We start from the raw sequence: 23,266 nt of genomic DNA, 5'->3' as shown, positions 1-23,266 counted from the left end.
GGATATGCCACCTTTGCCGCCCATGAGCAACGCGTTCGACCCGATCGAGGAAGCCATCGCCGACCTGCGTGCAGGAAAGGCCATCATCGTCGTTGACGATGAGGACCGTGAGAATGAAGGCGACTTCGTTACCGCAGCCCGCAATGCCACGCCTGCCATGATCAACTTCATGGCAACGCATGGACGCGGGCTCATCTGCGCGCCCCTCACCGAGGAGCGCTGCGCGGAGCTCGGCCTCGACCTGATGGTGCAGGACAACACCGCGCTGCACGAAACGCCCTTCACGGTGAGCGTCGACCTCAAGGGCCACGGCACCACCACCGGCATCAGCGCCAGCGACCGCAGCAAGACCATGCTCGCGCTGATCGACCCCGCCATGCAGGCCCATGACTTCGCAAGGCCCGGCCACATCTTCCCGCTGAAGGCCCGCAAGGGCGGCGTGCTCCGGCGCACCGGGCATACGGAAGCAGCCGTTGACCTGGCGCGCATGGCAGGATTCGAGCCGGCCGGACTGATCGTGGAGATCCTGAATGAGGATGGCACCATGGCGCGCCTGCCGCAGTTGCAGGAGATCGCCAAGCGATTCGGCCTCAAGCTGATCAGCATCGAGGACCTGGTGGCCTACCGCATGCGGACAGAGCGGCTCGTTGAGCGCATGGTCGATGTGCAGTTGCCCACGGAGCACGGTGATTTCAAGCTCATCGCGTACAAGCAGAGCACCACCGGCGAGGAGCACCTGGCCCTGGTGAAGGGAGAATGGAAGCCCGACGAGCCGGTGCTGGTCCGCGTGCACTCATCATGCGTCACCGGCGACATCTTCGGAAGCTGCCGATGCGATTGCGGCCCGCAATTGCATCGCGCCATGGAGATGGTGGAGCGCGAAGGCCGTGGCGTGATCGTGTACATGCAGCAGGAAGGGCGCGGCATCGGCTTGTTGAACAAGCTGCAGGCCTACAAGCTGCAGGAGCAAGGCGCTGATACCGTGGAGGCCAACGTGATGCTCGGCTTCGACATGGATGCGCGCGATTACGGCGTGGGCGCTCAGATCCTGCACGACCTCGGCGTTCGCAAGATGCGGCTGCTCACCAACAACCCGCGCAAGCGCACCGGCCTCATCGGCTATGGCCTTGAGATCGTCGAGAACGTGGCCATCGAGATCGCCTCCAACCCGCACAACGAGCGCTACCTCCGCACCAAGAAGGAGAAGCTCGGGCACAACCTCAGGCTCAAGGGCTGATCAGTGCTTCTTCTTCCTCCGGAACAGCTCGCCGACCGTATCGAAATCGCGCCGGAGAACGAGGCCCGCGCCTTGGGTGGTAGGCGCCTGATCGGCCTGGATCAGGTTGCGGTCGTTGGTGAGCGAGAAAGCACGCGCGCGGAAGCGGCCTTCGCGGGTGATCAGGTACTCCAGCTGGAAATCGCCGATGAGCGCGCTGCTCGCGTTGGTGCTGGTGGCTCCGTAATGCACGCCCACGTTGGTGCTGAATAGCAGCCGCTCGTTGAAGAACTGCTTGCTGAAGGCCACCTCGAGCTCGTCCTGCGTGATGGCATCGCCGGGCCGGTAGTTGAAGCCCAGGTCGAAATCGTTGCTGAGGCCGCTCAGCCAATTGCTCACCTGATTGCTCAAAAGCTCGCTCGCCGCGGTGCTCGCCGTGTTCCCTGCCGTTGAGCCCGCCGCCGCCGCACCAGCCCCGGCGTAGAGGGGCGGCTCCAAGAACCGGTTGAGCACGATCAATGCGAACACCTGGCGCCCCATCTCCTGGTCGGTGCTGAGCACGCTGGCCACTTGCGCCTTCAGGTTCTCATCCACCTGCTGCAACCGCACATCGAAGCCGATCTCCGGGTTCATCATCTTCTCACGCAGCTTCATCACCACTTCCACGGGCACCCGCTGGCGGTGGCTGTCGTTGCGCTCGCCCGGTGGTACAATGTCATACAGCGGGGCCTTCAAGCGGTAGATGGCCTGCAGGTCCAACTGGGCATCGAAGGGGTCGCCGTACCAGGTGATGCGGCCGCCGGGCTGCACGGCGAAGCGCTTGTTCACCACATTGCGCAAGGTGAAGAGGTAATCGCCCTCAGTGAGGGTGACCATGCCGCTCATGCTCAGGTCGCCGCGGCTGGTCACGCCCAATTCCACCAGGCCTTCGCCCCGGCCGCTCATGATGTCGCCCACCGTGGGATCGAAGATCAGCTCGAAGCGCGCGTCGGGGGTCACGGTGACCTCCATGCTCAGCGAAACGCCGGTAAGGTCCACATCGGCCTCGGCACCGGTGGTATCGATCGGCCCGAAATGCACGAACGAGATCGGCGACACCTCCATGCTTCCACCAACGGGCAGATGGATATCGGTGCCGGGCGCAGTCGCCGCTTGCACGCTCACTTCCAGCGAGCCCTTGGAACCGCTGACGTTGAAATCGCCTGTGGCGTATGCCGTCCCATAATAAAGGCTGTTCATGGCCTCGGTGGTGTTGAGCACCTGCACGCGGTCCAAGGCTCCCCAGATATCATAGCTCCAATCGCGCAGGCCGATGTGCGCCACCGTGGCGCCGACGCGGGCGATGTGGCCCTCATCATCGCGCATGATCGCGCGGTCAACAGCGAATAGCTCATCACCGATCCGCACCCGCGCATCACCGGTATAGCGGGTGTTCAGGTAATCGATGCGCAGGGAGGCAGCCGTGAGGTCGATCGCGCCATTGAGGTCGGGCTTGGCCAAGGTGCCGGTGAGCGCCACCTGCCCTGTGGCGTGGCCCGCGAGGCTGCTGAGCCCTTCCGGCAGATACGGATTGGCCAGCCCCAGGTCGAAGCGGTCCAACAGCAGCAGCATGTCGAGCTCGCCCTGGTCGCGCAGCCCGAGGCGACCGGTGAAGTCAAGGGCCTTGATCGTTCCCCGTTCCACGCGGCCATTCAGGTCGAGCGCACCCTGGCCTTCGAGCCAGGAAACGGCAAGTGCCACATCACCGACCTGAGTCTTCGCTACGCGCACGCTATCGGCCTTTGCCGCGCTCACCGCGTGCGGCGTTCCGTAAAGGTCGAAGAGGCGGCCGTCGGCGCTCAGTGTCCCGTTGATCGCCGGTCCATCGATCAATGGGGCGAAGTTGGCCAGCTCCAGGGAATCGAGCTCGAACGACAGGGCCTGCTGCGGATCGCGCGCGATGGTGCCGTTGAGGGAGACACGCTGCCTTCCATTGCGCATGTCGAGCTCGTGGATGCGCACCGTGGTGGAATCGATGCGTATGCCTGCGCGCTCCGTATTGGCCCATTCGCCAAGGCCGAAGAAGAGGCGAGACGGCAAGAGTTCCAGCGCCACGGACTTTGGGCCGAGCACTTCGCCGGTGAAGGAGAGATTGCCATTGGTGCCGCCGCTGCTGGCATTCCAGCCGAGGTCGATGTCGAGTTCGTCCTGGTACGCCTTGCCGGTTGCGCCCGTGCCGCTGAACCAGAGGCTATCGCCGAAGTGCTGGCGCGTGCTCTTCACGGAGAACGCGAGCAGGTCCAGGGTCTTATCGGCGATCACCACCAGCGAGTCGAATCGTGTGGCGCCATAGCGCGCGCTGGGCATCACCGCGTGCAGGCCCAGGTCGAAGGTGCGCGTATCGAAGCTGCCGCTGAAGGTGGCGCCTGGGGCGATCTGCGCATCGGGCAGGAAGAGCCGCAGGACCTCCTTGGTATCACGCAGGCGGACATTGAAGCGGAAGCGCTGCTCATCCTGCGCGTAGCTCACCGTGCCCAGCAGCGAAGGGAAGACGCTGCGCAGCACATGGCCCAGCGCAGCGGGCAGCTTGGTGGGCAGGAAGGGCCCGATCACTTCGGCTTCCGCGAACGAGGCATCGAGCCGGAGGAGGTTCTCACCGTCGCGGCGATCGCTGCTGAGGTGCACATCGCCCAATTCGAATTCATCATCGCCTCGGCAATAGGTGATGCCTTTCAGATGGAGGTCTCCAAGCAGGCTGTCTGGCGATAGGCGACCGCGGACAGCGGCATCAAGGCTCAGCGAGCTGTAGCCGGGCTCCGTGACGAAGCCCAGATGATAGAGGTCGGCATTGTGCAGCTTGGCCGTGAAATCGACCTTCGGCCAGCGGCCACGGAAATCGGCAAGGCCACTGAATCGCAAGTGCAGGTCGGGATCGTCGGCCTCGAGCTCGCCATCGAAGAGGTTGCGCGCCAGATGGCCCTTGGCATGGATGCCGCCGATCGTGCGGTTGTTGATGGTGAAAAGCGGGAAGTCGCCCTCGAGGTCCACCTCCATGTCGCGCAGCGCGCGGCCATTCGCCTTCAATTGCACGTTGGCGGTAAGCGGGCCGATGAGGCTCGTGCCGAGCAATGGCCCCAGGCGGAAGCCCTCGGTTGCCATTCGGCCATTGATGCTCCGGCGCTGCGTGATGGTGTCGCGGTTGTAGGACACATCGGTTCGCAAGACACCCAAGGCGGTGCTTGCCCGACCGGTTGCCGTGTAGGAACGCAGGAATCCCGTGAAGCGGCCGCGAACATCAACATCGCCGAGAAGATCGGCTTCTGGAGGCAGCTCGAGCCTGGTGCCTGAGGTGAAGGGCGGCATGGGCACCTGCTTGAGGTCGGCGAGCGCGGCGTGCATGTCCTCCACATCAATGAGCATGAAGGTCTCGGCGATGTCGGGAAGGCCGCTGAGCTCAGCGCTCCCCTCGAACCAAGAGCCTTGGCCGAAGCCGATGCGCAGATCGCGGCCCTTGAGCTCGCTCACAGTGCCGCGCACACGGCCCCTCACGGTCATCGGGAAGCGGATGCCTTCAAGCTCCGGGGCGAACCACGCGATATCGGCCATGTCCACCAAGGAGCTGTCGAAGTCGGCGCGCAACTGCACATTGGTGGTGAAGTCGCTGAAGTCCGCCCAGCCCTGGCTCAGCAGCTTCAGCTCACCGCGCGCACGGCTCATCGGCGTTCGCAGGTCCATTCCTTCCACCACAACGCCGCTTGGGCTCACATGCGCAAGACCGGTAAGGCCCTCGACGCGCAAACCCGACCGCTCGGTGAAATGAGCGCGATCCAGCAGCGCACTGATCGAATCGCCGATGGCCTCGAACCGATAGCCCTGAACCGTGGCATTGGGGATGTCGATGTGCTTGAAATCGACCCCGAATGGCGCCTGCACGGCGTTGGCATCGTGGAAGCTGAAATGGAAGCCGCTGATGTCGAATCGCGTGCACTGGATGGTCCAGTCACCGCCCGATGCCGAGCTGTCCTCGGAGGCGAGCGTGTTCAAGAGCAGCGTGAGGTTGCTGTTCGCATCGCCCTCGGCCGTGACCAGGTTGAATCGCGCATCGCGCAGGGCCAGGTTGCTCACCGTCAGGGTCCGATCGCTGGTGCTCACGCGAAGCCCGCGCACACCGAGGCTCGGTACATGGAAGAGCGTATCACCGCGCAGGTCGCCCACGAACACCCCTTCGAGCCGCACCGCGCCATCAATGGAGAGCGCTACACGGTCGATGGTGATGGTGGCACCCATGCGATCGCTCAGTTCCGCTGCGAGCCAGCGCGCCACGGCGGTCTGCACGCGCGGGAAGAACAAAGAAGCGCAAGCGCCGAGCAAAAGGACGAGCAGGACCAGGACCGCACGGCCGAACCAGCGCAGAGCGGTTTTCATGAATCGGTATGTGCGCTCGCGCTTCAGCCCTCGGATAGCTTTGCCGCGCCCTGCCAACTACCAGGCCGCTTCCGGCCAAAAGTAGCCGGGGCATGCATGACCGCCCCGAAGCCCTTGCTGATACTCGGAATCGAGAGCAGCTGCGACGATACCGCCGCAGCCGTGCTGGCCGATGGCGTTGTGCGGAGCAATGTGGTGGCCGGCCAGCTAGCCCATGCGCTCTGGGGCGGCGTGGTGCCCGAATTGGCGAGCCGTGCGCATCAGGAGCATATCGTGCCCGTGGTGCACCAAGCGCTTCGAGAGGCCAGCGTGCGTGCAGAGGACCTCGACGCCATCGCATTCACGCAAGGCCCTGGGCTCATGGGCTCATTGCTCGTGGGCGCCTGCTTCGCGCGCAGCATGGCGCAGGCCCTGGGCAAGCCGCTGATCGCCGTGGACCATTTGAAGGCCCATGTCCTGGCGCACTTCATACGTGATGCTGAAGCGCGCCCGGTGCCCTCCTTCCCTTTCCTCAACCTCACCGTGAGCGGCGGCCATACCCAGCTGATCGTGGTGGAAGCCCCGGACCGCATGCGCATCATCGGCACCACGCTCGACGACGCTGCCGGCGAAGCCTTCGACAAAGGCGCCAAGGTGCTGGGCCTCCCCTATCCCGGCGGCCCGTTGATCGATCGCCGCGCGCAGCACGGGGATCCATCGCGCTTCGCGCTCCCTTCGCCGGTGATCAGCGGCCTCGATTTCAGCTTCTCGGGGATCAAGACCGCTTTCGCGAACCTCGTGCGGAAAGGCCAAGCGTCCGATCCCGCATTCATGGAGCGCGAGCTCCCGCACCTGTGCGCCGCTCTGCAGCACAGGATCGTGAGCGAACTGCTGGCCAAATTGCGGAAAGCGGCCCATGCCCACGGCATCCGCCAAGTGGGCATCAGCGGTGGCGTCAGCGCCAACAGGGCTTTGCGCGAGCGCGCGGCCGCGCTCGCGGCTGAAGAAGGCTGGGAGCTCTTCCTTCCGCCCTTCGCCTATTGCACCGACAATGCCGCCATGGTGGCCATGGCCGGCCATTTCGCGCACCTGTCCGGCCAGCATGCCACGCTGGACACCGTACCGGTGGCGCGGTGGTGAGGCTCCTTATTTTCGGCCCGCCATGAGCATCCAGCACGATTTGGAAGAAGCCCTCCTCGAAGAGGTGCAACTCGAGACCGGTCGCTTGCGCGAGATCGTCCTGCACAATGATGACGTGAACACCTTCGACCATGTGATCGAATGCCTCGTGGCCATCTGCGGGCACGACCCGATACAAGCGGAGCAATGCGCTTGGATCGTGCATCACAATGGCAAGTGCTCCGTGAAGCGCGGCACCTTCGATCAGCTCGAACCCAAATGCACCGCCTTGCTCGATCAAGGCCTCAGCGCCGATATCCAATGAAGAAGATCATCAAGCGTTCCGCGATCGCCCTCGCCGCCATCGCGCTCATCGTCGCTTGTGCCAAGGTGCCCATCACGGGCCGTCGGCAACTGAACCTGGCCAACGAGAGCCAGCTCATGGCCATGGGCGTTGCCGAGTACGGGAAGTTCCTCAACGAGAACCCGCCCATGCCCGATAACGACCCGCGCGTGCAGCAGACCCGCAAGGTGGGCCAGCGCATCGCAGAGGCCGCCACGCGCTTCTTGAACGAGAACAACATGTCGAGCCGTGTCGCAGGCTTCGAATGGCAATTCAACGTAGTGAATGACAACACCGTGAACGCATGGTGCATGCCCGGCGGTAAAGTGGTGGTGTACACCGGCATACTCCCGGTCACGCAGGATGAAGTCGGGTTGGCGGTGGTGATGGGGCACGAGGTCTCGCATGCGATAGCCCGTCATGGCAACGAGCGCATGAGCCAGGGCCTGGCCCTGCAATTCGGCGGCGTGGCGCTGGAGGTGCTAACCGGTGAGAACCCCGGCATGGCGCGCGACCTGTTCCTTCAGGTGTACGGCGTGGGCGGTGCTTTGGGCATGCTCTCCTACAGCCGCAAGCACGAGACCGAAGCCGATAAGCTCGGGCTCGTGTTCATGGCCATGGCGGGCTATGATCCACGCGAGGCCCCGAAATTCTGGGAGCGCATGAGCCAAGGCGGCGGTCAAGCGCCTCCGGAGATCCTCAGCACCCACCCCAGCGATGAGACCCGCATGCGCGACCTCGAGGCTTTCATGCCTGAGGCGCTGAAGTATTACAAGCCCGGGAATTGAAGGTCGAACCGGCATCCCGCCGGTTGACCAGTTCTCCGGCCCATCTATAGAACCCGCACGCATGCAGCTCCTGCTCATCTCCAACTCCACTATGCCGGGTGAGCCCTTCTTCACGTGGCCGCGTGCGCATGCCCAGTCCTTCCTCGTTGGCCGCTCACGCATCGCCTTCGTGCCCTTTGCGGCCGTTGAGGCGCAGTACGATGCCTATGCCGATCGCGTGGCCGAGGTGTTCTCCTCCTTCGGCAAGGAACTCTTCAGCCTGCACCGCGAGACCGACCCCGCCAAGGCACTCGCCAGCGCCGATGCCGTGGCGGTGGGCGGAGGCAACACCTTCCTGCTGATCCGTGCGCTGTACCGCAAGAACCTCATCAAGCCCATTGCTGAGAAGGTGCGCAGCGGTATGCCGTACGTCGGCTGGAGCGCCGGCGCCAACGTGGCCTGTCCTACCGTGATGACCACCAACGACATGCCCATCGTGGAGCCGCCGAGCATGCGCGCGCTGCATTTGGTGCCCTTCCAGATCAACCCGCACTATACCGAGGCCACGATACCCGGTCATGGCGGCGAGAGCCGCGACCAGCGCATCGCCGAGTTCCTGGCCGTGCACCCCGGGATGCCCGTTGCCGGATTGCGTGAAGGGTCACTGCTGCAGGTGAATGGAAGCACCATGATGCTGGAAGGCATCGGCATGAGATTGTTCCGCCACGGGCAAGCGGCGAAGGAGCTCGCGGGAGGGATGGAATTGCCGGTCTCACTGGCCGGGGCATGAACCGACTTCTCGCAGCCACTGCTTGCGCGCTGATCGGCTTCACCGGTGAGCTCGCCGGGCAATGCCGATGGAGCGATGAGAAGGAGGGTTACAGCACCATCCGCAGTTCCACGATCAAGCGGGAAGTGATCTCGTTCATCGATTGGGTTTGGGAGTATGAAGGCACGGGGACGAAACCCGCGATGCTCCACCTGAAGGGGAAATCGGATTGCGAAAGCTGGGCGAGCTTCAATGGGCATGGGGTCGATGTACGCATCACCTCTGCGCCATTCGATAGCACGAAGCATAAGCTCACCTTCGAGGCGAACGGCTATCCGGCATTGTGCGAGATCGATGGTCGGCCTTTCCGGGGAACCGATGGCGCTGTTCCGCGCGTCGCGATCAAGCGGGTCACTGTCACGATTGACTCCATGCGGGTTCAGTTGCCCACTTCAGCATGGAATGACCTGTATCAACCTCATTTCTGCGGCCAACACTCAACCGATGGCCTCTATTGGACTTGCCATGCGGTGCGATCACTGGATCGGCAGCGTGTGTACATCCACATGAGCAATAGCGACGGCGCTGGCAGCTATGAGGTGGTCTGGATCTTCATCAACGGCAAATACGTTCGGCGGGTGATTGCAGGACCGCCTTGAGCGCTTCACCCCTCCTACTTTCGGCCCGCCATGAAAGAGTTCCTGAACGACATGGGGATCAGCGCGCTGCTGCTGCTGAAAGTGGCGCTGATCGTGGCGGGCGCCTTCGTTGCGGAGCGGCTCATCCGGAAGGCGCTCCGCCGCCTCTACCTGCGCAGCGGCCAGGGCTTTGAGGACCGGACGCGCTACCGTTTCTTCCGCAATGCCACACGCTTCCTCGTGGGCCTGATAGCGCTGGCGGGCGTCATCTACACGGTCCCATCCTTCAAGCATCTGGCCGTTACGCTCTTTGCAGGCGCGGGCATCTTGGTGGCCATCCTGGGCTTGGCCACGCAGCGCGCCTTCAGCAACATCATCAGCGGCATCTTCATCGTCAGCTTCAAGCCCTTCCGCGTCGGCGATCTCATCAAGGTGGGCAGCGTGGATGCCGGCATCGTGGAGGACATCACCCTGCGGCACACCGTGATCGTCACTTTCGAGAACCGGCGCATCATCATCCCCAACGCCGTCATCAGCGATGAGGTGATCGTGAACAGCAGCATCAACGATGAGGCCACCTGCGAGTTCGTTGAAGTGGGCATCAGCTACGAGAGCGACCTGGACAAGGCCATGGCCGCCATGCAGGCCGAATGCGAGGCCCACGCCGACGCCCTCGACAAGCGCACGCCAGAAGAAGCCAAGCGCGGTGCACCGAAAGCGCTGGTGCGGCTGGTGCGCATCGAGGATAGCGCGCTCCTGCTCCGCGCATACGTCTGGGCCAAGGACCCGGTCACTTCGCGCCAGATGCACTACGACCTGAACCGGAGCATCAAATTGCGCTTCGACCGTGAAGGCATCACCATCCCCTACCCTCAGCGCACCGTTCATGTGAGCGGCCCCATCACCGTGAGGAACGCATGAAGAAGGTCCGTGCACGATCTGGCAAGGCCGGCCTGCCTCCCGGCGCGCTCGTGCATGTGGGCGATGACGACCTGGCGCGATTGACGACGATCGACCTCTTCACCTATTCATCGAATGAGGTGAGTGAACAGCGATTGAAGTCCATCGAGGAATTCGCGGACCTCGCGCCTGACCGGAACGGCTGGCTCAACATCGACGGATTGAACAGCGAGCGCATGCTGGCGCGCATCGGCGAGCGCTTCAACCTGCACCCCCTGCTGCTGGAGGACATCCTGAACACCGACCACCGGCCCAAGGTGGAGGAGTACAGCGACTGCCTTTTCGTGGTAAGCCGCATGCTCGGCCTCGATGAGGAGACCGGCGGCATCCAGCAGGAGCAGATCTGCTTCGTGCTGCGCAAAGGGCTGGTGATCTCCTTCCAAGAGACGCCCGGCGATGTCCTGGACCCCATCCGCGAGCGGCTGCGCAAGGACCTGGGCCGTGTGCGCCGATGCGGCAGCGACTACCTCCTTTATGCCTTGCTCGATGTGATCGTGGACGAGTACTTCGCCATCGTGGAGCGCCTGGGCCAGCGCATCGAACAGCTAGAACGCAAGGTGGTCACGCGCCCGGGCAACGAGGACCTGCACACCATCCAGGAACTGCGCGGGCTGCTCATCACCGTGAACCGGTACGTGACGCCCATGCGCGAGCTCGCAGGCCGCCTCAACACCATCCAGAGCGAGCTCATCGACAAGAGCACGCGGCGCTACATCAATGACCTGCAGGACCACACGGTGTACATCGCCGAGACCATCGGCACCTTCCGCGAGATGCTGCTGAGCGTGGAGAACACCTACCACGCCGGCCAGAACCTGCGCATGACGCAGGTGATGAAGCTGCTCACCATCATCAGCACCATCTTCATCCCGCTCACCTTCATCGTGGGCATCTACGGGATGAACTTCGATCACATGCCCGAGCTGCGCTGGCACTACGGCTATTTCGCGGTGATGGCCGTGATGCTGGTGATCGCGCTGGTGATGCTGGCGTGGTTCCGGCGGAAGCGATGGTTGTGAGGGGCGCGAGCCGCGACCCGGTCCATATCATGGTTTACCAGTATTGTGGCACCTTGGAGACCCCGGCATTTTTGCCCCGATGGTGACGCAACGATATTCCCTGGTGCTGGTTGATGACCAGAGCATCTTCCTCGATGGCATCGAGAGCCTTCTGGAGCGCATGCCCGAAGTACATGTGATCGGCAAGGCGCACAACGGCCGGGCCGCTTTGGAACTAGTGGCCGAGCACAAGCCCGATCTGGTGCTCATGGACATCAACATGCCGGGCATGGACGGCATCGAAGCCAGCAAGCGCATGCGCAAGGCCAGCCCGGAGACCCGGGTGATCGTGCTGAGCATGTATGGCCATCGGGAGTTCGTGCTCGAACTGCTCGATAGCGGCGTGGGCGGCTACCTGTTGAAAAGCACGAGCAAGGATGAACTGATGGCAGCGATCCGAACCGTGGCCGAAGGGAGGCAATACATCGCCAAGGAACTCAGGGCCTTGGCGAAGGAAGCCGACCGCCATGCCGACCGGAACGGAGAGACCAAGTACGGGCCCCTCACCAGCCGTGAGGTGGATGTGGTGAAGCTCATCCTGAAGGAACGCACCACCCAGGAGATCGCCGAAGCCCTTTTCCTCAGCGTCCCCACGGTGGAAACCCACCGAAGGAACATTTTCCATAAACTCGACTGCCGCAACATCGCCGGCCTGGTGAAGTACGCCATGGAGCGGGGATGGGCGGAGTGAAGCAACCAAATACCATTAGCCGATGAGCTGGATTATTGAAGGACCTGGACCCACGGAGATCGGTAAAGAGTACATCGCGTCGTACAGCAACCCGGGTGGATGGAGCATCGACTATCCCGAGACCACGCGCGGCGAGGATGAGGAGGAGCACCTCATGTTCATCAACCTTTACATGAAGCGGGACACTGTCAACTCCCACACTGTCGACTGGCATCTCGACCAGTTCAAGCAGGGCGATGACGAAACGGAAGCCTGGGTCCTGCAGATCCATACGGATCCTTCTGAAAAACCGAGCGAGATCAATGGAAGGAGGAAGCCGGTGACGCTGTCCACGTCAGGAGGGGGCGGCGCGGATGGTAAAAAGACGACCCCGAACGTGTTCGAGACGGCCAAGGGGCGCCATGTGGTCCTGAGCGGCCCCCGCGTGCGACCGATCAGCCCGAAGGTCGCACCGTCGATTCTGGACCGGATCCGCCGATTCCTGAGCGGCAAATGAGCTTTCGGCTGTCCGCAGCCGTCTGCCAGGCCGCTCTGGCTTCCTGGGCGAGCGCACAATCGCTTTGCGGCCTTTCCCGCACCGACGAATGGCGCGTCCGGGATTTCTGCGACACCTACCGACCGGCTGAGAACAAAGTCCACATCTGGAGCGGAGAGCATTATGGGTGGTGCGAGTGCCCGATTCGCACGAGGCCGGTATTGCCGGGCGCGGCGGCTGATTCGCCCGAGGCATTCACGGCGCAGAGATTCGCTTACCTGGGGTTTCAGCTTGCAGCTGCAGCTGGCAAGATCGATCGCCAATTTCTGATACGCGGTATTCAGCGCGCTGGTGATGTGAACAAGGGGCAAGCCTTATCTGACACCCTCATCTGGGTGAATGATCTGGCTCCCTGCTACCCGGAACGAGCAGTTCTGGGAATACTGGAGGCATATGCCAACGCAGGAATCAGTCAGCAAGGCGGACTCCACGTGCAGGTCGATGTACTCGATGCATCTGATCATCGATTCATGAGCGTATACAGCCGCCGCGTGCAGGACCAAACGAGAAGTGAGGATTGGCTGCTTATCGAGATTCCAAGGCCGTTGCTCTGGCACCCGGGCATGAGTTATGAATTGCTCGCATTCATGCTCCTGCATGAGATCGGGCATGGACTTGAAGCTTCGGCGACGGTACGGAGTTTCTGTTCGGAGGCGCTGGCCGATCACTGGGCCGCGCACGTCGCCTTGCCTGCTCTTTACGGAGCCGAAGCAGCTGCGGGCATGCGCATCCGGATCGCGCGCCAGTTCGAATCTTACTTGCGCTCTGTGTACACGGAAGCCAGCCATGCGCGTTCGACATGCAGCCGTGAGGCCGTGAAGGGCTATCCGGCGATGGACTGCAGGATCCAAGGGATCCTGGACCCGTTGTTCATGGACCGCAACGCGATGACGGAGAACGACTACCCGGACAGTTGCTGGTCATCGCCCGAATGCGAACCGGTAGTCAACGACTCCGCAGTCTGGCCAAGCGGCGCCTGCACGAATGGGCTGAACTGCATTGCTTATGAGAGCCATCTCCTGTGCAACGACCCAAGGCTGGAATTGACCGTAGAATCCGCTGCCGCCAGCTTCATCGAGGACCTGTTCTCCCTTTGCGCAACACGTCCGGATATCTGCTCACAGAAGCAGCGCCAAAGCGGGAAAGGGAACACGACCGTGATGGATGCCAGGAGATTGGAACGGATGCTGAGGCGGGCACGGAAGCGCCTCGATCCCATCAAGGGTCGGAGCGATGAGGCCGTGAAGCGGCGGTAAACGCACAGCCATGGGTTGCTGCAGGAATCTGCTCATCCTACTCCTCTTCTTCCACCTGCATGCTGCGGCACAGCATTGGCCCGCCTATGGGGATTACAAGCGCCACTTCGACAGGAATGAACCGGATTCGCTGGATGCCTTGGCGCGCAGGCTGGCTGCCGATTCCGATCCGGCCGACCAGGACTTCATCGAGCTGATAAGAGCCACCGCCGCATTCCGGCGTGATGACCTGGAGAACGCGCTATTCATGCTCACCGACCTGGAAGCGCGTGCTGACCGAACCGCCCCTCTCCTGAAAGGCATCGTGCTGCGCCTGCTATCGGTGACCTACAGCAACCTCGGTGCGCATGACCGTGCGGTGACCGATGCGGCTGCCGGCATAGCAGTCCTCCAGGACACGCCTTACAAGGAGGAACTCATGGCGTCCTGGGTGGTGAAGGCGGAAGCGCTCATCGCGTTGAACAAGCTGGAGCAGGCCATGCACGCCTTGGAGACCGCCCAATCGCTCGCGGATACGACCAGGTCGGACCGAGGTGCAAGCATGATCAGACTGGCCATGGGATCGATCCGGTACAAGCAGGGCCGCTATGAGGAGGCCCGCGCTGACTTCACCGAAGCCAGCCGCATCGCTGTGGAAGGGGGCCACTACCGCATCGCGCAAGCCGCCATTGGCAATCTCGGAGGCGTGGCCACCATGCTCGGCAGCTTTGCCGAAGCAGAAGCCATCTACCAGAACCTTCTCCGGATCCTGGGCCGCAAGAGCCCGGAGATCAGGGCGAGGCTGCACGGCCAGCTAGGCTACATCCGCTTGGAGCAAGGCCGCTATGATGAAGCCATCGTGAGCTGCCGCAGAGCCATCGCGCTGGCCGATAGCATCGGCGACCACAGGAATGCCGCAGACGCGCAGCATGACCTGGCCTATGCCATCTGGTCATTGCATGGTGCGGCGATGGCCGAGGGGCAGATGAGGGCGGCCCTCCTCGCATTCGATTCCCTGAATTGGCTGGAACGGGCGCAAGCCGCGCATTACGACCTGTATGAACTGCTCAAGGAGCTGGGGAGGCACGAGGAGTCAGCAGAGCACTTAGCACAATACGCGCAGATCTCCGACTCGTTGGGTCGTTCCAAGCACTCAACGGAGATGGCGCGCTTGGAGATGCTCTTCGAGACCGAGCGCAAGGAGCATCGTATCGCCGAGCAGCAACAAGCCCTAGCGCTCAGCACGGCCGAGAGCCGACGCCGCACCCTCCAACGCAATGCCCTCATCGGCGCCACCATCGCCTTGGGGCTCGTGGCCCTCCTCCTCTACCGTGTGCTGCGCCACCGCCAGCGCATGGCCCGCCAGCAGAAAGCGCTGCACGACCAGCAGGTGGACCAGCTCCTGAGCCAGCAGGAGATCAAGAGCATCAACGCCATGCTTGAAGGACAGGAGAAGGAGCGCGACCGCATGGCCAAGGACCTGCACGACCGGCTCGGCAGCATGCTCGGCGGCATCAAGGCGAACATGAGCGCGCTGGAGGACCGCGTGGAGGCCATGCGGCAGGACCAGCAGTACCAGAAGGTGACCCGCCTGCTGGATCAAACGGTGAGCGAGCTCCGCCACATCAGCCACGACATGGCCGCCGCCACCCTCAGCCGCTTCGGCCTGGAGAAGGCCTTGAACGACCTGCGCGATACCATCCACATCAGCGGGCGGCTCCAGGTCGAGTTGAACACCTTCGGGCTGGATCAACGCCTCGAGCGCGGCGTGGAGATCACGGTCTACCGCATCGTTCAGGAACTGGTGAGCAACGTGCTCAAGCACGCGAAGGCCGATCAACTCACCATCGGGGTGACGCGCGCGCCGGGCCGCCTGAGCGTGGTGGTGAGCGACAATGGCGTGGGCTTCGACCCCAGCACGGCCAGCAACGGCATGGGACTTAGCAACGTGCGCTCGCGCGCTGCTTCCCTCGGTGCCACCGTGCAAGTCGATAGCGCTCCGAGCAAGGGCACCACCGTGAGCGTGGAGTCCCCGGTATTGGAGTGAAGCAGCATTCGACCATGCTGCATCCGAACCTCTTCGATAGAACAAGTCGTAGTTGGTCGCGCATCTTGAGCACAGCCGCTCTCCAGGTGCTGGTCATCGGCACCATGCTCGCGCAGCATTGGCCGGCCTATGAGCAGTACCGTCGAATCGCACAGCAGAACGCTGCGGACGAGCTGCGGTCCATGGCCAAGAACTGGTCAGCCTCAGTGGACCAACGCGAACGGCATCTGGGCCTCCTCGCACTGGCCACGGCCGAGCTGCGCTCTGAGGACTACCGCGTTGCCTTGAACCTCCTGGACAGCATCCGAAGCACAGTGCCCGCCACAGAGGTCGCCATCCGGAGCACCGCGCAGAGGCTCATGGCCAATGCGTTGACCCTGCTGGGCGACCCGGAGCGAGGAAAACAGGAAGCCGAAGCGGGCCTGCGCCTGCTGCCTGATACCGGCTTCATGCGGGAACGGATCGGGCTCATGAACGTGAAGGCCGAAGCACAGCTGTTCCTGCCGGACGGGTTGAACGACGCGTATGATCAATTCGCACGGACTGCCCGCGTGGCGGACTCTGTTGGCTTCGCGCCCGGACATAGCGGATCCGAGAACGGCATGGGCCTCATCCGTCTCAACCAGGCGCGCTACGATGAAGCATGGAGCCATTTCACCGAGTCGCTTCGGCTGGCCCGCGTCGCAGACTCCGAGATGCTCATGCAGAATGCCGTCGCCAACCTCAGCATCACCGCGACGATGGACGGCCGATACGAACAAGCCCTCCGGTTATGCGACAGCCTGCTCAACGAACTGGGCGACCGGAGCCCTGAATTCAGGATGATGCTGCACGATGAGAAAAGCGTGATCCACCGCCGCAACGGCAGGTTCGATCAGGCCCTCACCGAGCTTCAGCGCGCACTGGCCCTGACCGACCCGGCCAACGAGAGCATCCATCAAGCCAAGCTGCTGCAGAGCGTCGCCATCACCTATTGGCAGCTTGGCCGGCATTCCGATGCGTTTCGCACCATGAAGGAAGTGATGGCGGCGGCAGGTCGACTGGGCATGACGGACTTGATGTCCGAAGCCCATTTGGAGCTGCATGACTGGCACGCCAAGCAAGGGAACATCGCAGAAGCGCTCCGGCATCTGCAGGCGCACAAGGCCCTCAGCGATTCGCTCCAGAGCGCGCGGTACGATGAGCAACTCGCGCGATCGGAAGCCCTCTACGGCGCGGAAAAGAAGGATCACCGCATCGCCGAGCAGCAGCAGGCGCTGACCATCGCCGCCGCTGAAGATCGCCGGAAATCCATCCAGCGGAAGGCGTTCATCGGCGCCAGTTCGCTGCTTGGGCTCATCGCCCTACTCCTATTCCTTCTCCTGCGCCACCGCCAGCGCATGGCCCGCCAGCAGAAAGCGCTGCACGACCAGCAGGTGGACCAGCTCCTGAGCCAGCAGGAGATCAAGAGCATCAATGCCATGCTCGAAGGACAGGAGAAAGAGCGCGACCGCATGGCCAAGGACCTGCACGACAGGCTCGGCAGCATGCTCGGCGGCATCAAGGCGAACATGAGCGCGCTCGAGGACCGCGTGGAGGCCATGCGGCAAGATCAGCAGTACCATAAGGTGACCCGCCTGCTGGATCAAACGGTGAGCGAGCTCCGCCACATCAGCCACGACATGGCCGCCGCCACCCTCAGCCGCTTCGGCCTGGAGAAGGCCTTGAACGACCTGCGCGAAACCATCCACATCAGCGGGCGGCTCCAGGTCGAGCTGAACACCTTCGGGCTGGATCAACGCTTGGAGCGCAGTGTGGAGATCGCCGTGTACCGCATCGTTCAGGAACTGGTGAGCAACGTGCTCAAGCACGCGAAGGCCGATCAAGTCACCATCGGGGTAACGCGCGCGCCGGGCCGTCTGAGCGTGGTGATGAGCGACAACGGCGTGGGCTTCGACCCCGGCACGGTCAGCAACGGCATGGGGCTTAGCAACGTGCGATCCCGCGCCGCTGCCATCGGCGCTAACGTGCAGGTTGACAGCGCGCCAGGCAAGGGCACCACGGTGAGCGTGGAGTGCGTGGTGGTGGAGTAGTGCAACGATCATTCATGGTTTGCCAGTATTGCCGACAGGTCGGTACGTGCGCTGGTTTGTATCGCCCGGATCCATTGGGCCAAACCACGAACACCATGAGAACCTTGCTGCCCTCAACCCTCATTGCCTTGTGCATCATTTCCTGCGGTCCACCGCGCAACCAAGCTCCTATTTGCTGCGAGCATGCACCGAACGAACCGGGCATGACGAACCTGGCGCCGCAAAAGGGTCTTGAGCCGGACAGCGTGAGCCCGAATGCGGCAGACCTCCTTATCGATCCGATATACACAGGTGTTCGCGTGCTCGGCGAAACGAGTTATGTGTTCCAGACCTGCATCAGGAACCTCGGCAATAACTGCGCGGACAGCGATCAGTCCTATGCGATCATCACGCTTCCGCAGCAGACCAAGGTGAGAAACGTATTGGCGATCTCCCTGCACCGCCCTGCGCGCTTCCTGCACTACGCGCAATGCCAAGGGCAGCTCACCGTGCGGCTCGACTCGCTTTGCCCGAAGTACAGCGGGAACTTCTTAGCGGTCCAGGTCGATCGATCACCCTATCGACACCCCGAATGTGCACCCGCATTCTCCGTGCATGTATACAGCACCACTCCAGACCCCGACCCCAGCAATAACTACTGGTGGTGGAGGAGGCAGTGCGGGGGAGGCAGCGACGATTGGACACCGGACGACCCGACATGGGGACCGCAGTGACCACAGTGCACCGCCAGCAACGGGGATCCGGAAGACATGCGCTTCCGGATCCCGCATTTACACCCGAGGTTGGCCGAACAAGAGATTCATGGTTTACCATGATTGTATATGGCCCTTGGCTCAAAGAGGTTTGTTCATCCATAGCAAGGCCACATGCGCCCAATCTCCAGCGTTCGTATTGCGGCATGTCTTTGTGTGTTGCACGCCGGTATTTGTTCTGTGCGTTCCAACAACCTCCAAGTAGGTCCAGCCACTCTCGTTGATGCCGATCCGAACGATGGTTCCGCCCAGGTGCAGTTCGATATCGGCTGGGAGAACAGTTGGCGGGTGAGCACGGCGCCGAACAACTGGGACGCCGCATGGGTCTTCTTGAAGTTCAGGGCCGGGATGTCCGATCCGGTCCTTTCCAACGTGAACAGCGCCGGCAATGTGATCACGGTCGCCAGCACATCGGGCCTTAGACCCGGCATGCCTGTGCATGTGGTGGGGGGAACGGGCGCCTTCCCAATGTTCACCCAGGTCCTCGCGGTCACCTCCACCACCACCTTCACCACCACTTCCTTCCCGACGATGGCGCTGAGCAATGCCACGGTCCGCGCCGTGCGTGTGTGGGAACATGCCCAACTGGGGCCGAACGGCACCCATCTGGCCCCACCCGGCGCGACCATCAGCGTCGGGTGTGCCGAGGTCGGACCGCCCTATTCATCCACCAATCCTGGAGTGGGCGTGTTCATCCATCGTTCTGCGGACGGGACGGGCACATTCACGGCATCCGGTTGCGCGCTCACCTGGATGCTGGGCGGTCAGGGGATCGTGATCGGTACACCATTGGAACTCTGCGTGCATGCCCTTGAGATGGTGCTCGTTCCCACAGGCAGCTACTACGTTGGTGGCGCGGGCACCAACGCCTTCCGGAACGGCTCCGGCGGCTCTACCCCACGACATATCACTTCAGAGGCCTACATCGTTTACGCAACTGCCTTCAATGTGACCTTGTCCTATGGAGGTGCAGGTCTTCAAACTGACTTTGGCGGAGGCTTCCCGAAAGGCTATGAGGCGTTCTACTCCATGAAGTACGAAGTTGCGCAAGGGGAGTATGCGGCCTTCTTGAACAAGCTGACCCGTGAACAGCAGGCGGCCATGGTCACCACGAACATCGGGTTAGGCACGTTCGCGGTGGTGAACAGGTACGTGATGACCAACACGGCCGCGATGATGAACCGATCCGCGATCCGATGCCCGGCCATCATGGATCCGCTCTTGCCTGTGACTTTCGTGTGCGATGCCGACGGCGATGGGATCGGCAATGAGATGGATGATGGTGAATGGACCGCTGCCAACTATCTGAACGCACCGAGCGCGCTGGCCTACTTGGACTGGTGCGCGCTGCGTCCGATGTCGGAGATGGAGTTTGAGAAGGCTTGCCGAGGCCCTACGTTTCCCATCGCCGGCGACTATGCGTGGGGCGGCAATACGGCATCCATCGTATTCCCAACCGCACAAGCAGGCGCATTCACGGCCACCGAATCAGTTGACGATCCAGCGAACACCAGTTACGGCTCACTCGCACCTATCGCAGGACCATTCCGCAACGGCATGTTCGCCGAACCAAGTGCAAGCCGAGCTTCCGCCGGTGCGTCCTACTATGGCATCCTTGACCTGAGCGGAAATGTCGCAGAGTACACCTTCTCTGCCAGCTACCTTTCGTTGTGGAGCCTGAGAATCCTGCACGGCGATGGTTTGCTCGCCCCGAACGGCGCCATGAACGTGTTGAGTTGGCCGCCAGATGGTTTCTACGGAATCGGTCTAAGGGGCGGGAGTTGGTCGTCCATCGCACAATACCAGCGGGTCTCGGACCGCACCATGGCCGCAGTCGTAAATACGCTTCGCTATGCCGACAGCGGTACACGAGGGGTGCGCCGCGCAATTCCTTGACCCATGGATCGGCTTGGTGTGCATCGATCGTGTTTCCCCAACGTTGTGTCTCTGCTCCGCCAATGCGCCTGCTGCCTCATTTGCTTTGCCACCAACACGGCTGCACAATTCGGCGGAGGAACGGGTACCGGAAATGCCAGCTCATGTCTTCCTGCCATGATCATCCTGCCGGTGGAGATGCTCTGGATGGAAGCCGCCTGCGACAAGGGCAAACCCTTGCTCACCTGGGCCACCGCCACCGAGCAGGACAATTCGCACTTCGTGATCGAGCGCAGCAGTGATGCGGAGCAGTGGGAGGAAGCCGGGCGCGTGGCGGGTGCTGGCCACAGCCAGCAGGTGACCGAGTACGCGTGGCGCGATGACGCCCCCCTCCCCTTCTCCACCGTGTACTACCGCTTGCGGCAGGTGGACCTCGATGGCCGCGAGGAGGTGTTGGCAGCGCTGCCGCTGGAAGCCTGCGGCCGTGCGGGCGTGGAACTGATCGTGCTGCCCAACCCCACCGATGGCCCCGTGGAAGTGCGATGGAACGCGCAGGAGGAAGCATCAAGCATCCGCGAGCTGCGCGTGCTGGATGCGCACGGGCGCGTGCTCCTCAGCGAGCGCGTGAACGGCGATGCCTCGCGGGCCACGATGGACCTAAGCGGGTTGGCGGCCGGGGTGTACTCCGTCATCGGCACCGGGACTGCGGGCGCGCAGGTGAGCAGCACGCGCGTGATAAGAAGATGAACGATGTGGCAAGGTCTTGATCCATGACCCCTCGCACTCGAAGCCTATCTCCAACCGGAACATCAACTGCACCAACTCCTCGCTCCATGCGAAAGTTTCTCCGCCAACTCGCCGCGCTCAGCGTCCTTGCCTTCGCAAGCACAGCCGTTTTGCGCGCGCAATGCCCGGATCCCAAACCACTCGAGCTGCGCTTGAACCTCGCCGGCGCGTGCGACCCTGCCGCCTCGGAGCCCCTGATGTCCGATTCGCTGCGCGTGCATGGCGTGGTGCCCTTGACGGAACCCTATGCCGCGTTGGGCTACACGCACCGGGGCGGCGGCGGTGGAGAGCTCATGCATGCATCGTTGCTCAACATCACCGGCCCGCATGCCATCGTTGACTGGGTGGTGGTGGAGGTGCGGCATCCCAACGACCCCGGCAAACGCATAGCAACGAAGAGCGCGCTCCTGAAGCGCAACGGCGAGGTGATCGCCGCGAATGGGCAGCCGCTGTCGTTCTGCGTGGATGCTGGCCGCTACCAAGTGGCAGTACGGCACCGGAACCACCTGGGCGTGATCACCAACCGCTCGGTGCTGCTCGATGGCAACCCCGTCCTTGTTGACTTCAGTAACGCCGAAGCCCCCAATAACACGCGCGGTGGGACGGACGCCCTGCAACCCCTGAATGCCGACAGCACGCTCTGGGGCCTCTGGCCCGGCGATGTGAGCTTCGATGGCACCGTGCGCTACGTGGGGCAGGACAACGACCGCGACCCCATACTCGTGAACATCGGCGGCAATGTGCCGACGGAAGTGACCCATGATCAATACACCAACCCGGATGTGAACCTGGATAGCCGCGTGCAGTACGTGGGCCAAGGCAACGATCGCGATCCAGTGCTCGTGGCGATAGGCGGGAACGTGCCCACCGATGAGCGGGAGGATTACATACCGGATGATTCGCTGGTATTCAAGCCGAACGTGCACTTCGTCGATTCCACCGAATGGGTGCTGGACTACGGCCAAAGCGAGCTGGATAGTGGCAACGTGATGGTGTTCGACATTCAAGGACCAATGCCGACAATCGCCGCCGGCCATACGCTCGTGGTGTATGCCGCTGGGGGATGGATCCGGGTTGTTTCCAACGTCACTCTGGATGGCAATACTGTGACCATCGAGTCGGTGCCGGGCAACTTCTTGGACATCGTGGAATCAGGCGAAATGCAATACGAGTTGCAGGTCAATTCAGATGCGGCAAGCGCCTCTTTCGGGCCGCTCTCTATTACCCTCCCTTCTGGGTTCGGTATTCAAGGTGGCCTCATCGACTTTTCGAACAGCCTCAATTTCGGTTTCCTGGAAAGAGCAAGGATCAACTCAACAGGTTTCGTTGATGTCTGGCGGGGAGTAGAAGGCAGCATTGCGGCACAAGGAAGATTAGCGCTCCAAGGAGCCTTGAATGGGCCTCCAGTTGAAACCCCTCCGCTGTTCCTTGGGGCGGTGGCGTTGCCTGGCCCGTTCGGTATCCCGATTCTGGCGCATTTCACCGCGCAGGTTTCGCTCGAAGGGAGCTTCGCTGGTGCAGCAGGGTACGATGCGCTCTTCAACATGAACGGCACAGTGAGCGGCGGGGTCAAGCATGGAGAAAGCGGAAACGAACACTTCTTCCACATGCATGCGTCCTCGCCTTCCATTGTCGTCCAGGACTCCGGTCCGGCTAACGTGAACATTGGTGCGGATCTGGATGGCATCCTTAAAGCGACTCTGCTCATCGGAGGTGTCCCAGTAGGAGGATACCTCGAGATCGGGCCAAGCTTGCGATTGGAGACTGCGTGGAGCGCCGAAGGCCATCATGTGGCATTAACCACGACTGGCAAACTCACGTTGGGCGTTGGTCTGACGAACGGTGACGAGGAATGGGCAATTGAGGGTTCGTGGTCAACACCCCCCTGTAGTCGAGTGGAAGGCCCCCGGTCGGGTCGAGTACGTATCAGGTTCGGATCAAGTTGGAACCTTGGAAACCGTGTTGCCAGCGCCAATCATCGCCCGATCACTTAGCACCTTGGTCGCAGGCGGCACCGAAC

General features: G+C 62.4%; 18 protein-coding genes. 17 read left to right on the top strand and 1 reads right to left on the bottom strand.

Features of this window, described 5'->3' with window-relative positions; genetic code table 11:
- The first annotated feature begins 22 nt into the window (after nucleotides 1-22).
- Nucleotides 23-1,237, top strand: a complete 1,215-nt coding sequence (locus tag IPK70_07945) for a bifunctional 3,4-dihydroxy-2-butanone-4-phosphate synthase/GTP cyclohydrolase II (GenBank protein MBK8227094.1) — start codon at nucleotides 23-25, stop codon at nucleotides 1,235-1,237.
- On the opposite strand, the gene IPK70_07940 is transcribed toward IPK70_07945, so the two are convergent.
- The gene (locus tag IPK70_07940) at nucleotides 1,238-5,620 is read right to left on the bottom strand and encodes a translocation/assembly module TamB (protein MBK8227093.1); all 4,383 of its coding nucleotides are present in this window, start codon (nucleotides 5,618-5,620) and stop codon (nucleotides 1,238-1,240) included.
- Between the two features lie 96 nt (nucleotides 5,621-5,716).
- On the opposite strand from IPK70_07940, the gene tsaD reads away from it, so the two are divergent.
- The 16 genes from tsaD to IPK70_07860 all read left to right on the top strand — a co-directional run bounded on the left by tsaD (nucleotide 5,717) and on the right by IPK70_07860 (nucleotide 23,240).
- Nucleotides 5,717-6,739 carry a tRNA (adenosine(37)-N6)-threonylcarbamoyltransferase complex transferase subunit TsaD gene (gene tsaD, locus IPK70_07935; protein ID MBK8227092.1) on the top strand — a complete coding sequence of 341 codons (1,023 nt, stop codon included), beginning with the start codon at nucleotides 5,717-5,719 and terminating at the stop codon, nucleotides 6,737-6,739.
- Between the two features lie 22 nt (nucleotides 6,740-6,761).
- On the top strand, nucleotides 6,762-7,043 hold the full coding sequence (locus tag IPK70_07930) for an ATP-dependent Clp protease adaptor ClpS (protein ID MBK8227091.1): 282 nt from the start codon (nucleotides 6,762-6,764) through the stop codon (nucleotides 7,041-7,043).
- The gene (locus tag IPK70_07925; GenBank protein MBK8227090.1) at nucleotides 7,040-7,849 is read left to right on the top strand and encodes a M48 family metallopeptidase; all 810 of its coding nucleotides are present in this window, start codon (nucleotides 7,040-7,042) and stop codon (nucleotides 7,847-7,849) included. The genes IPK70_07930 and IPK70_07925 overlap by 4 nt, the downstream gene beginning before the upstream one ends.
- A 61-nt stretch (nucleotides 7,850-7,910) precedes the next feature.
- Nucleotides 7,911-8,618, top strand: a complete 708-nt coding sequence (gene pepE / locus IPK70_07920) for a dipeptidase PepE (protein ID MBK8227089.1) — start codon at nucleotides 7,911-7,913, stop codon at nucleotides 8,616-8,618.
- Nucleotides 8,615-9,256, top strand: a complete 642-nt coding sequence (locus IPK70_07915) for a hypothetical protein (GenBank protein ID MBK8227088.1) — start codon at nucleotides 8,615-8,617, stop codon at nucleotides 9,254-9,256. The genes pepE and IPK70_07915 overlap by 4 nt, the downstream gene beginning before the upstream one ends.
- Before the next feature lie 30 nt (nucleotides 9,257-9,286).
- The gene (locus IPK70_07910; protein ID MBK8227087.1) at nucleotides 9,287-10,156 is read left to right on the top strand and encodes a mechanosensitive ion channel family protein; all 870 of its coding nucleotides are present in this window, start codon (nucleotides 9,287-9,289) and stop codon (nucleotides 10,154-10,156) included.
- A complete protein-coding gene (corA, locus tag IPK70_07905; protein ID MBK8227086.1) occupies nucleotides 10,153-11,214 on the top strand; it encodes a magnesium/cobalt transporter CorA in 1,062 nt (353 codons plus the stop codon). Before IPK70_07910 ends, corA begins: the two co-directional genes overlap by 4 nt.
- 79 nt (nucleotides 11,215-11,293) lie before the next feature.
- On the top strand, nucleotides 11,294-11,944 hold the full coding sequence (locus tag IPK70_07900; protein MBK8227085.1) for a response regulator transcription factor: 651 nt from the start codon (nucleotides 11,294-11,296) through the stop codon (nucleotides 11,942-11,944).
- A gap of 22 nt (nucleotides 11,945-11,966) precedes the next feature.
- Entirely contained in the window at nucleotides 11,967-12,440 is a 474-nt protein-coding gene (locus IPK70_07895) for a hypothetical protein (protein ID MBK8227084.1), read from the top strand.
- A gap of 509 nt (nucleotides 12,441-12,949) precedes the next feature.
- Nucleotides 12,950-13,735, top strand: coding sequence for a hypothetical protein (locus tag IPK70_07890; protein MBK8227083.1), 786 nt, complete (start codon nucleotides 12,950-12,952; stop codon nucleotides 13,733-13,735).
- Nucleotides 13,736-13,745: 10 nt separating this feature from the next.
- Entirely contained in the window at nucleotides 13,746-15,761 is a 2,016-nt protein-coding gene (locus IPK70_07885) for a tetratricopeptide repeat protein (protein MBK8227082.1), read from the top strand.
- A gap of 14 nt (nucleotides 15,762-15,775) precedes the next feature.
- Nucleotides 15,776-17,833, top strand: coding sequence for a tetratricopeptide repeat protein (locus IPK70_07880; GenBank protein MBK8227081.1), 2,058 nt, complete (start codon nucleotides 15,776-15,778; stop codon nucleotides 17,831-17,833).
- Between the two features lie 203 nt (nucleotides 17,834-18,036).
- Entirely contained in the window at nucleotides 18,037-18,546 is a 510-nt protein-coding gene (locus tag IPK70_07875; GenBank protein MBK8227080.1) for a hypothetical protein, read from the top strand.
- A gap of 219 nt (nucleotides 18,547-18,765) precedes the next feature.
- Nucleotides 18,766-20,481 carry an SUMF1/EgtB/PvdO family nonheme iron enzyme gene (locus IPK70_07870; GenBank protein MBK8227079.1) on the top strand — a complete coding sequence of 572 codons (1,716 nt, stop codon included), beginning with the start codon at nucleotides 18,766-18,768 and terminating at the stop codon, nucleotides 20,479-20,481.
- A gap of 156 nt (nucleotides 20,482-20,637) precedes the next feature.
- Nucleotides 20,638-21,207 (top strand): T9SS type A sorting domain-containing protein, encoded by a 570-nt coding sequence (locus IPK70_07865; GenBank protein ID MBK8227078.1) that lies wholly within the window; start codon nucleotides 20,638-20,640, stop codon nucleotides 21,205-21,207.
- A gap of 86 nt (nucleotides 21,208-21,293) precedes the next feature.
- A complete protein-coding gene (locus IPK70_07860; protein ID MBK8227077.1) occupies nucleotides 21,294-23,240 on the top strand; it encodes a hypothetical protein in 1,947 nt (648 codons plus the stop codon).
- Nucleotides 23,241-23,266 lie beyond the last annotated feature (26 nt).

It is taken from the genome of Flavobacteriales bacterium (assembly GCA_016712535.1).
Taxonomy (GTDB): domain Bacteria; phylum Bacteroidota; class Bacteroidia; order Flavobacteriales_F; family PHOS-HE28; genus PHOS-HE28.
This window is presented reverse-complemented; position numbering and strand designations above follow the sequence as displayed.

Coding starts and splice junctions, on each gene's coding strand:
- IPK70_07945 (MBK8227094.1), top strand. CDS start 23: ATGAGCAACGCGTTCGACCCGATCGAGGAAGCCATCGCCGACCTGCGT.
- IPK70_07940 (MBK8227093.1), bottom strand. CDS start 5,620: ATGAAAACCGCTCTGCGCTGGTTCGGCCGTGCGGTCCTGGTCCTGCTC.
- tsaD (MBK8227092.1), top strand. CDS start 5,717: ATGACCGCCCCGAAGCCCTTGCTGATACTCGGAATCGAGAGCAGCTGC.
- IPK70_07930 (MBK8227091.1), top strand. CDS start 6,762: ATGAGCATCCAGCACGATTTGGAAGAAGCCCTCCTCGAAGAGGTGCAA.
- IPK70_07925 (MBK8227090.1), top strand. CDS start 7,040: ATGAAGAAGATCATCAAGCGTTCCGCGATCGCCCTCGCCGCCATCGCG.
- pepE (MBK8227089.1), top strand. CDS start 7,911: ATGCAGCTCCTGCTCATCTCCAACTCCACTATGCCGGGTGAGCCCTTC.
- IPK70_07915 (MBK8227088.1), top strand. CDS start 8,615: ATGAACCGACTTCTCGCAGCCACTGCTTGCGCGCTGATCGGCTTCACC.
- IPK70_07910 (MBK8227087.1), top strand. CDS start 9,287: ATGAAAGAGTTCCTGAACGACATGGGGATCAGCGCGCTGCTGCTGCTG.
- corA (MBK8227086.1), top strand. CDS start 10,153: ATGAAGAAGGTCCGTGCACGATCTGGCAAGGCCGGCCTGCCTCCCGGC.
- IPK70_07900 (MBK8227085.1), top strand. CDS start 11,294: ATGGTGACGCAACGATATTCCCTGGTGCTGGTTGATGACCAGAGCATC.
- IPK70_07895 (MBK8227084.1), top strand. CDS start 11,967: ATGAGCTGGATTATTGAAGGACCTGGACCCACGGAGATCGGTAAAGAG.
- IPK70_07890 (MBK8227083.1), top strand. CDS start 12,950: ATGAGCGTATACAGCCGCCGCGTGCAGGACCAAACGAGAAGTGAGGAT.
- IPK70_07885 (MBK8227082.1), top strand. CDS start 13,746: ATGGGTTGCTGCAGGAATCTGCTCATCCTACTCCTCTTCTTCCACCTG.
- IPK70_07880 (MBK8227081.1), top strand. CDS start 15,776: ATGCTGCATCCGAACCTCTTCGATAGAACAAGTCGTAGTTGGTCGCGC.
- IPK70_07875 (MBK8227080.1), top strand. CDS start 18,037: ATGACGAACCTGGCGCCGCAAAAGGGTCTTGAGCCGGACAGCGTGAGC.
- IPK70_07865 (MBK8227078.1), top strand. CDS start 20,638: ATGATCATCCTGCCGGTGGAGATGCTCTGGATGGAAGCCGCCTGCGAC.
- IPK70_07860 (MBK8227077.1), top strand. CDS start 21,294: ATGCGAAAGTTTCTCCGCCAACTCGCCGCGCTCAGCGTCCTTGCCTTC.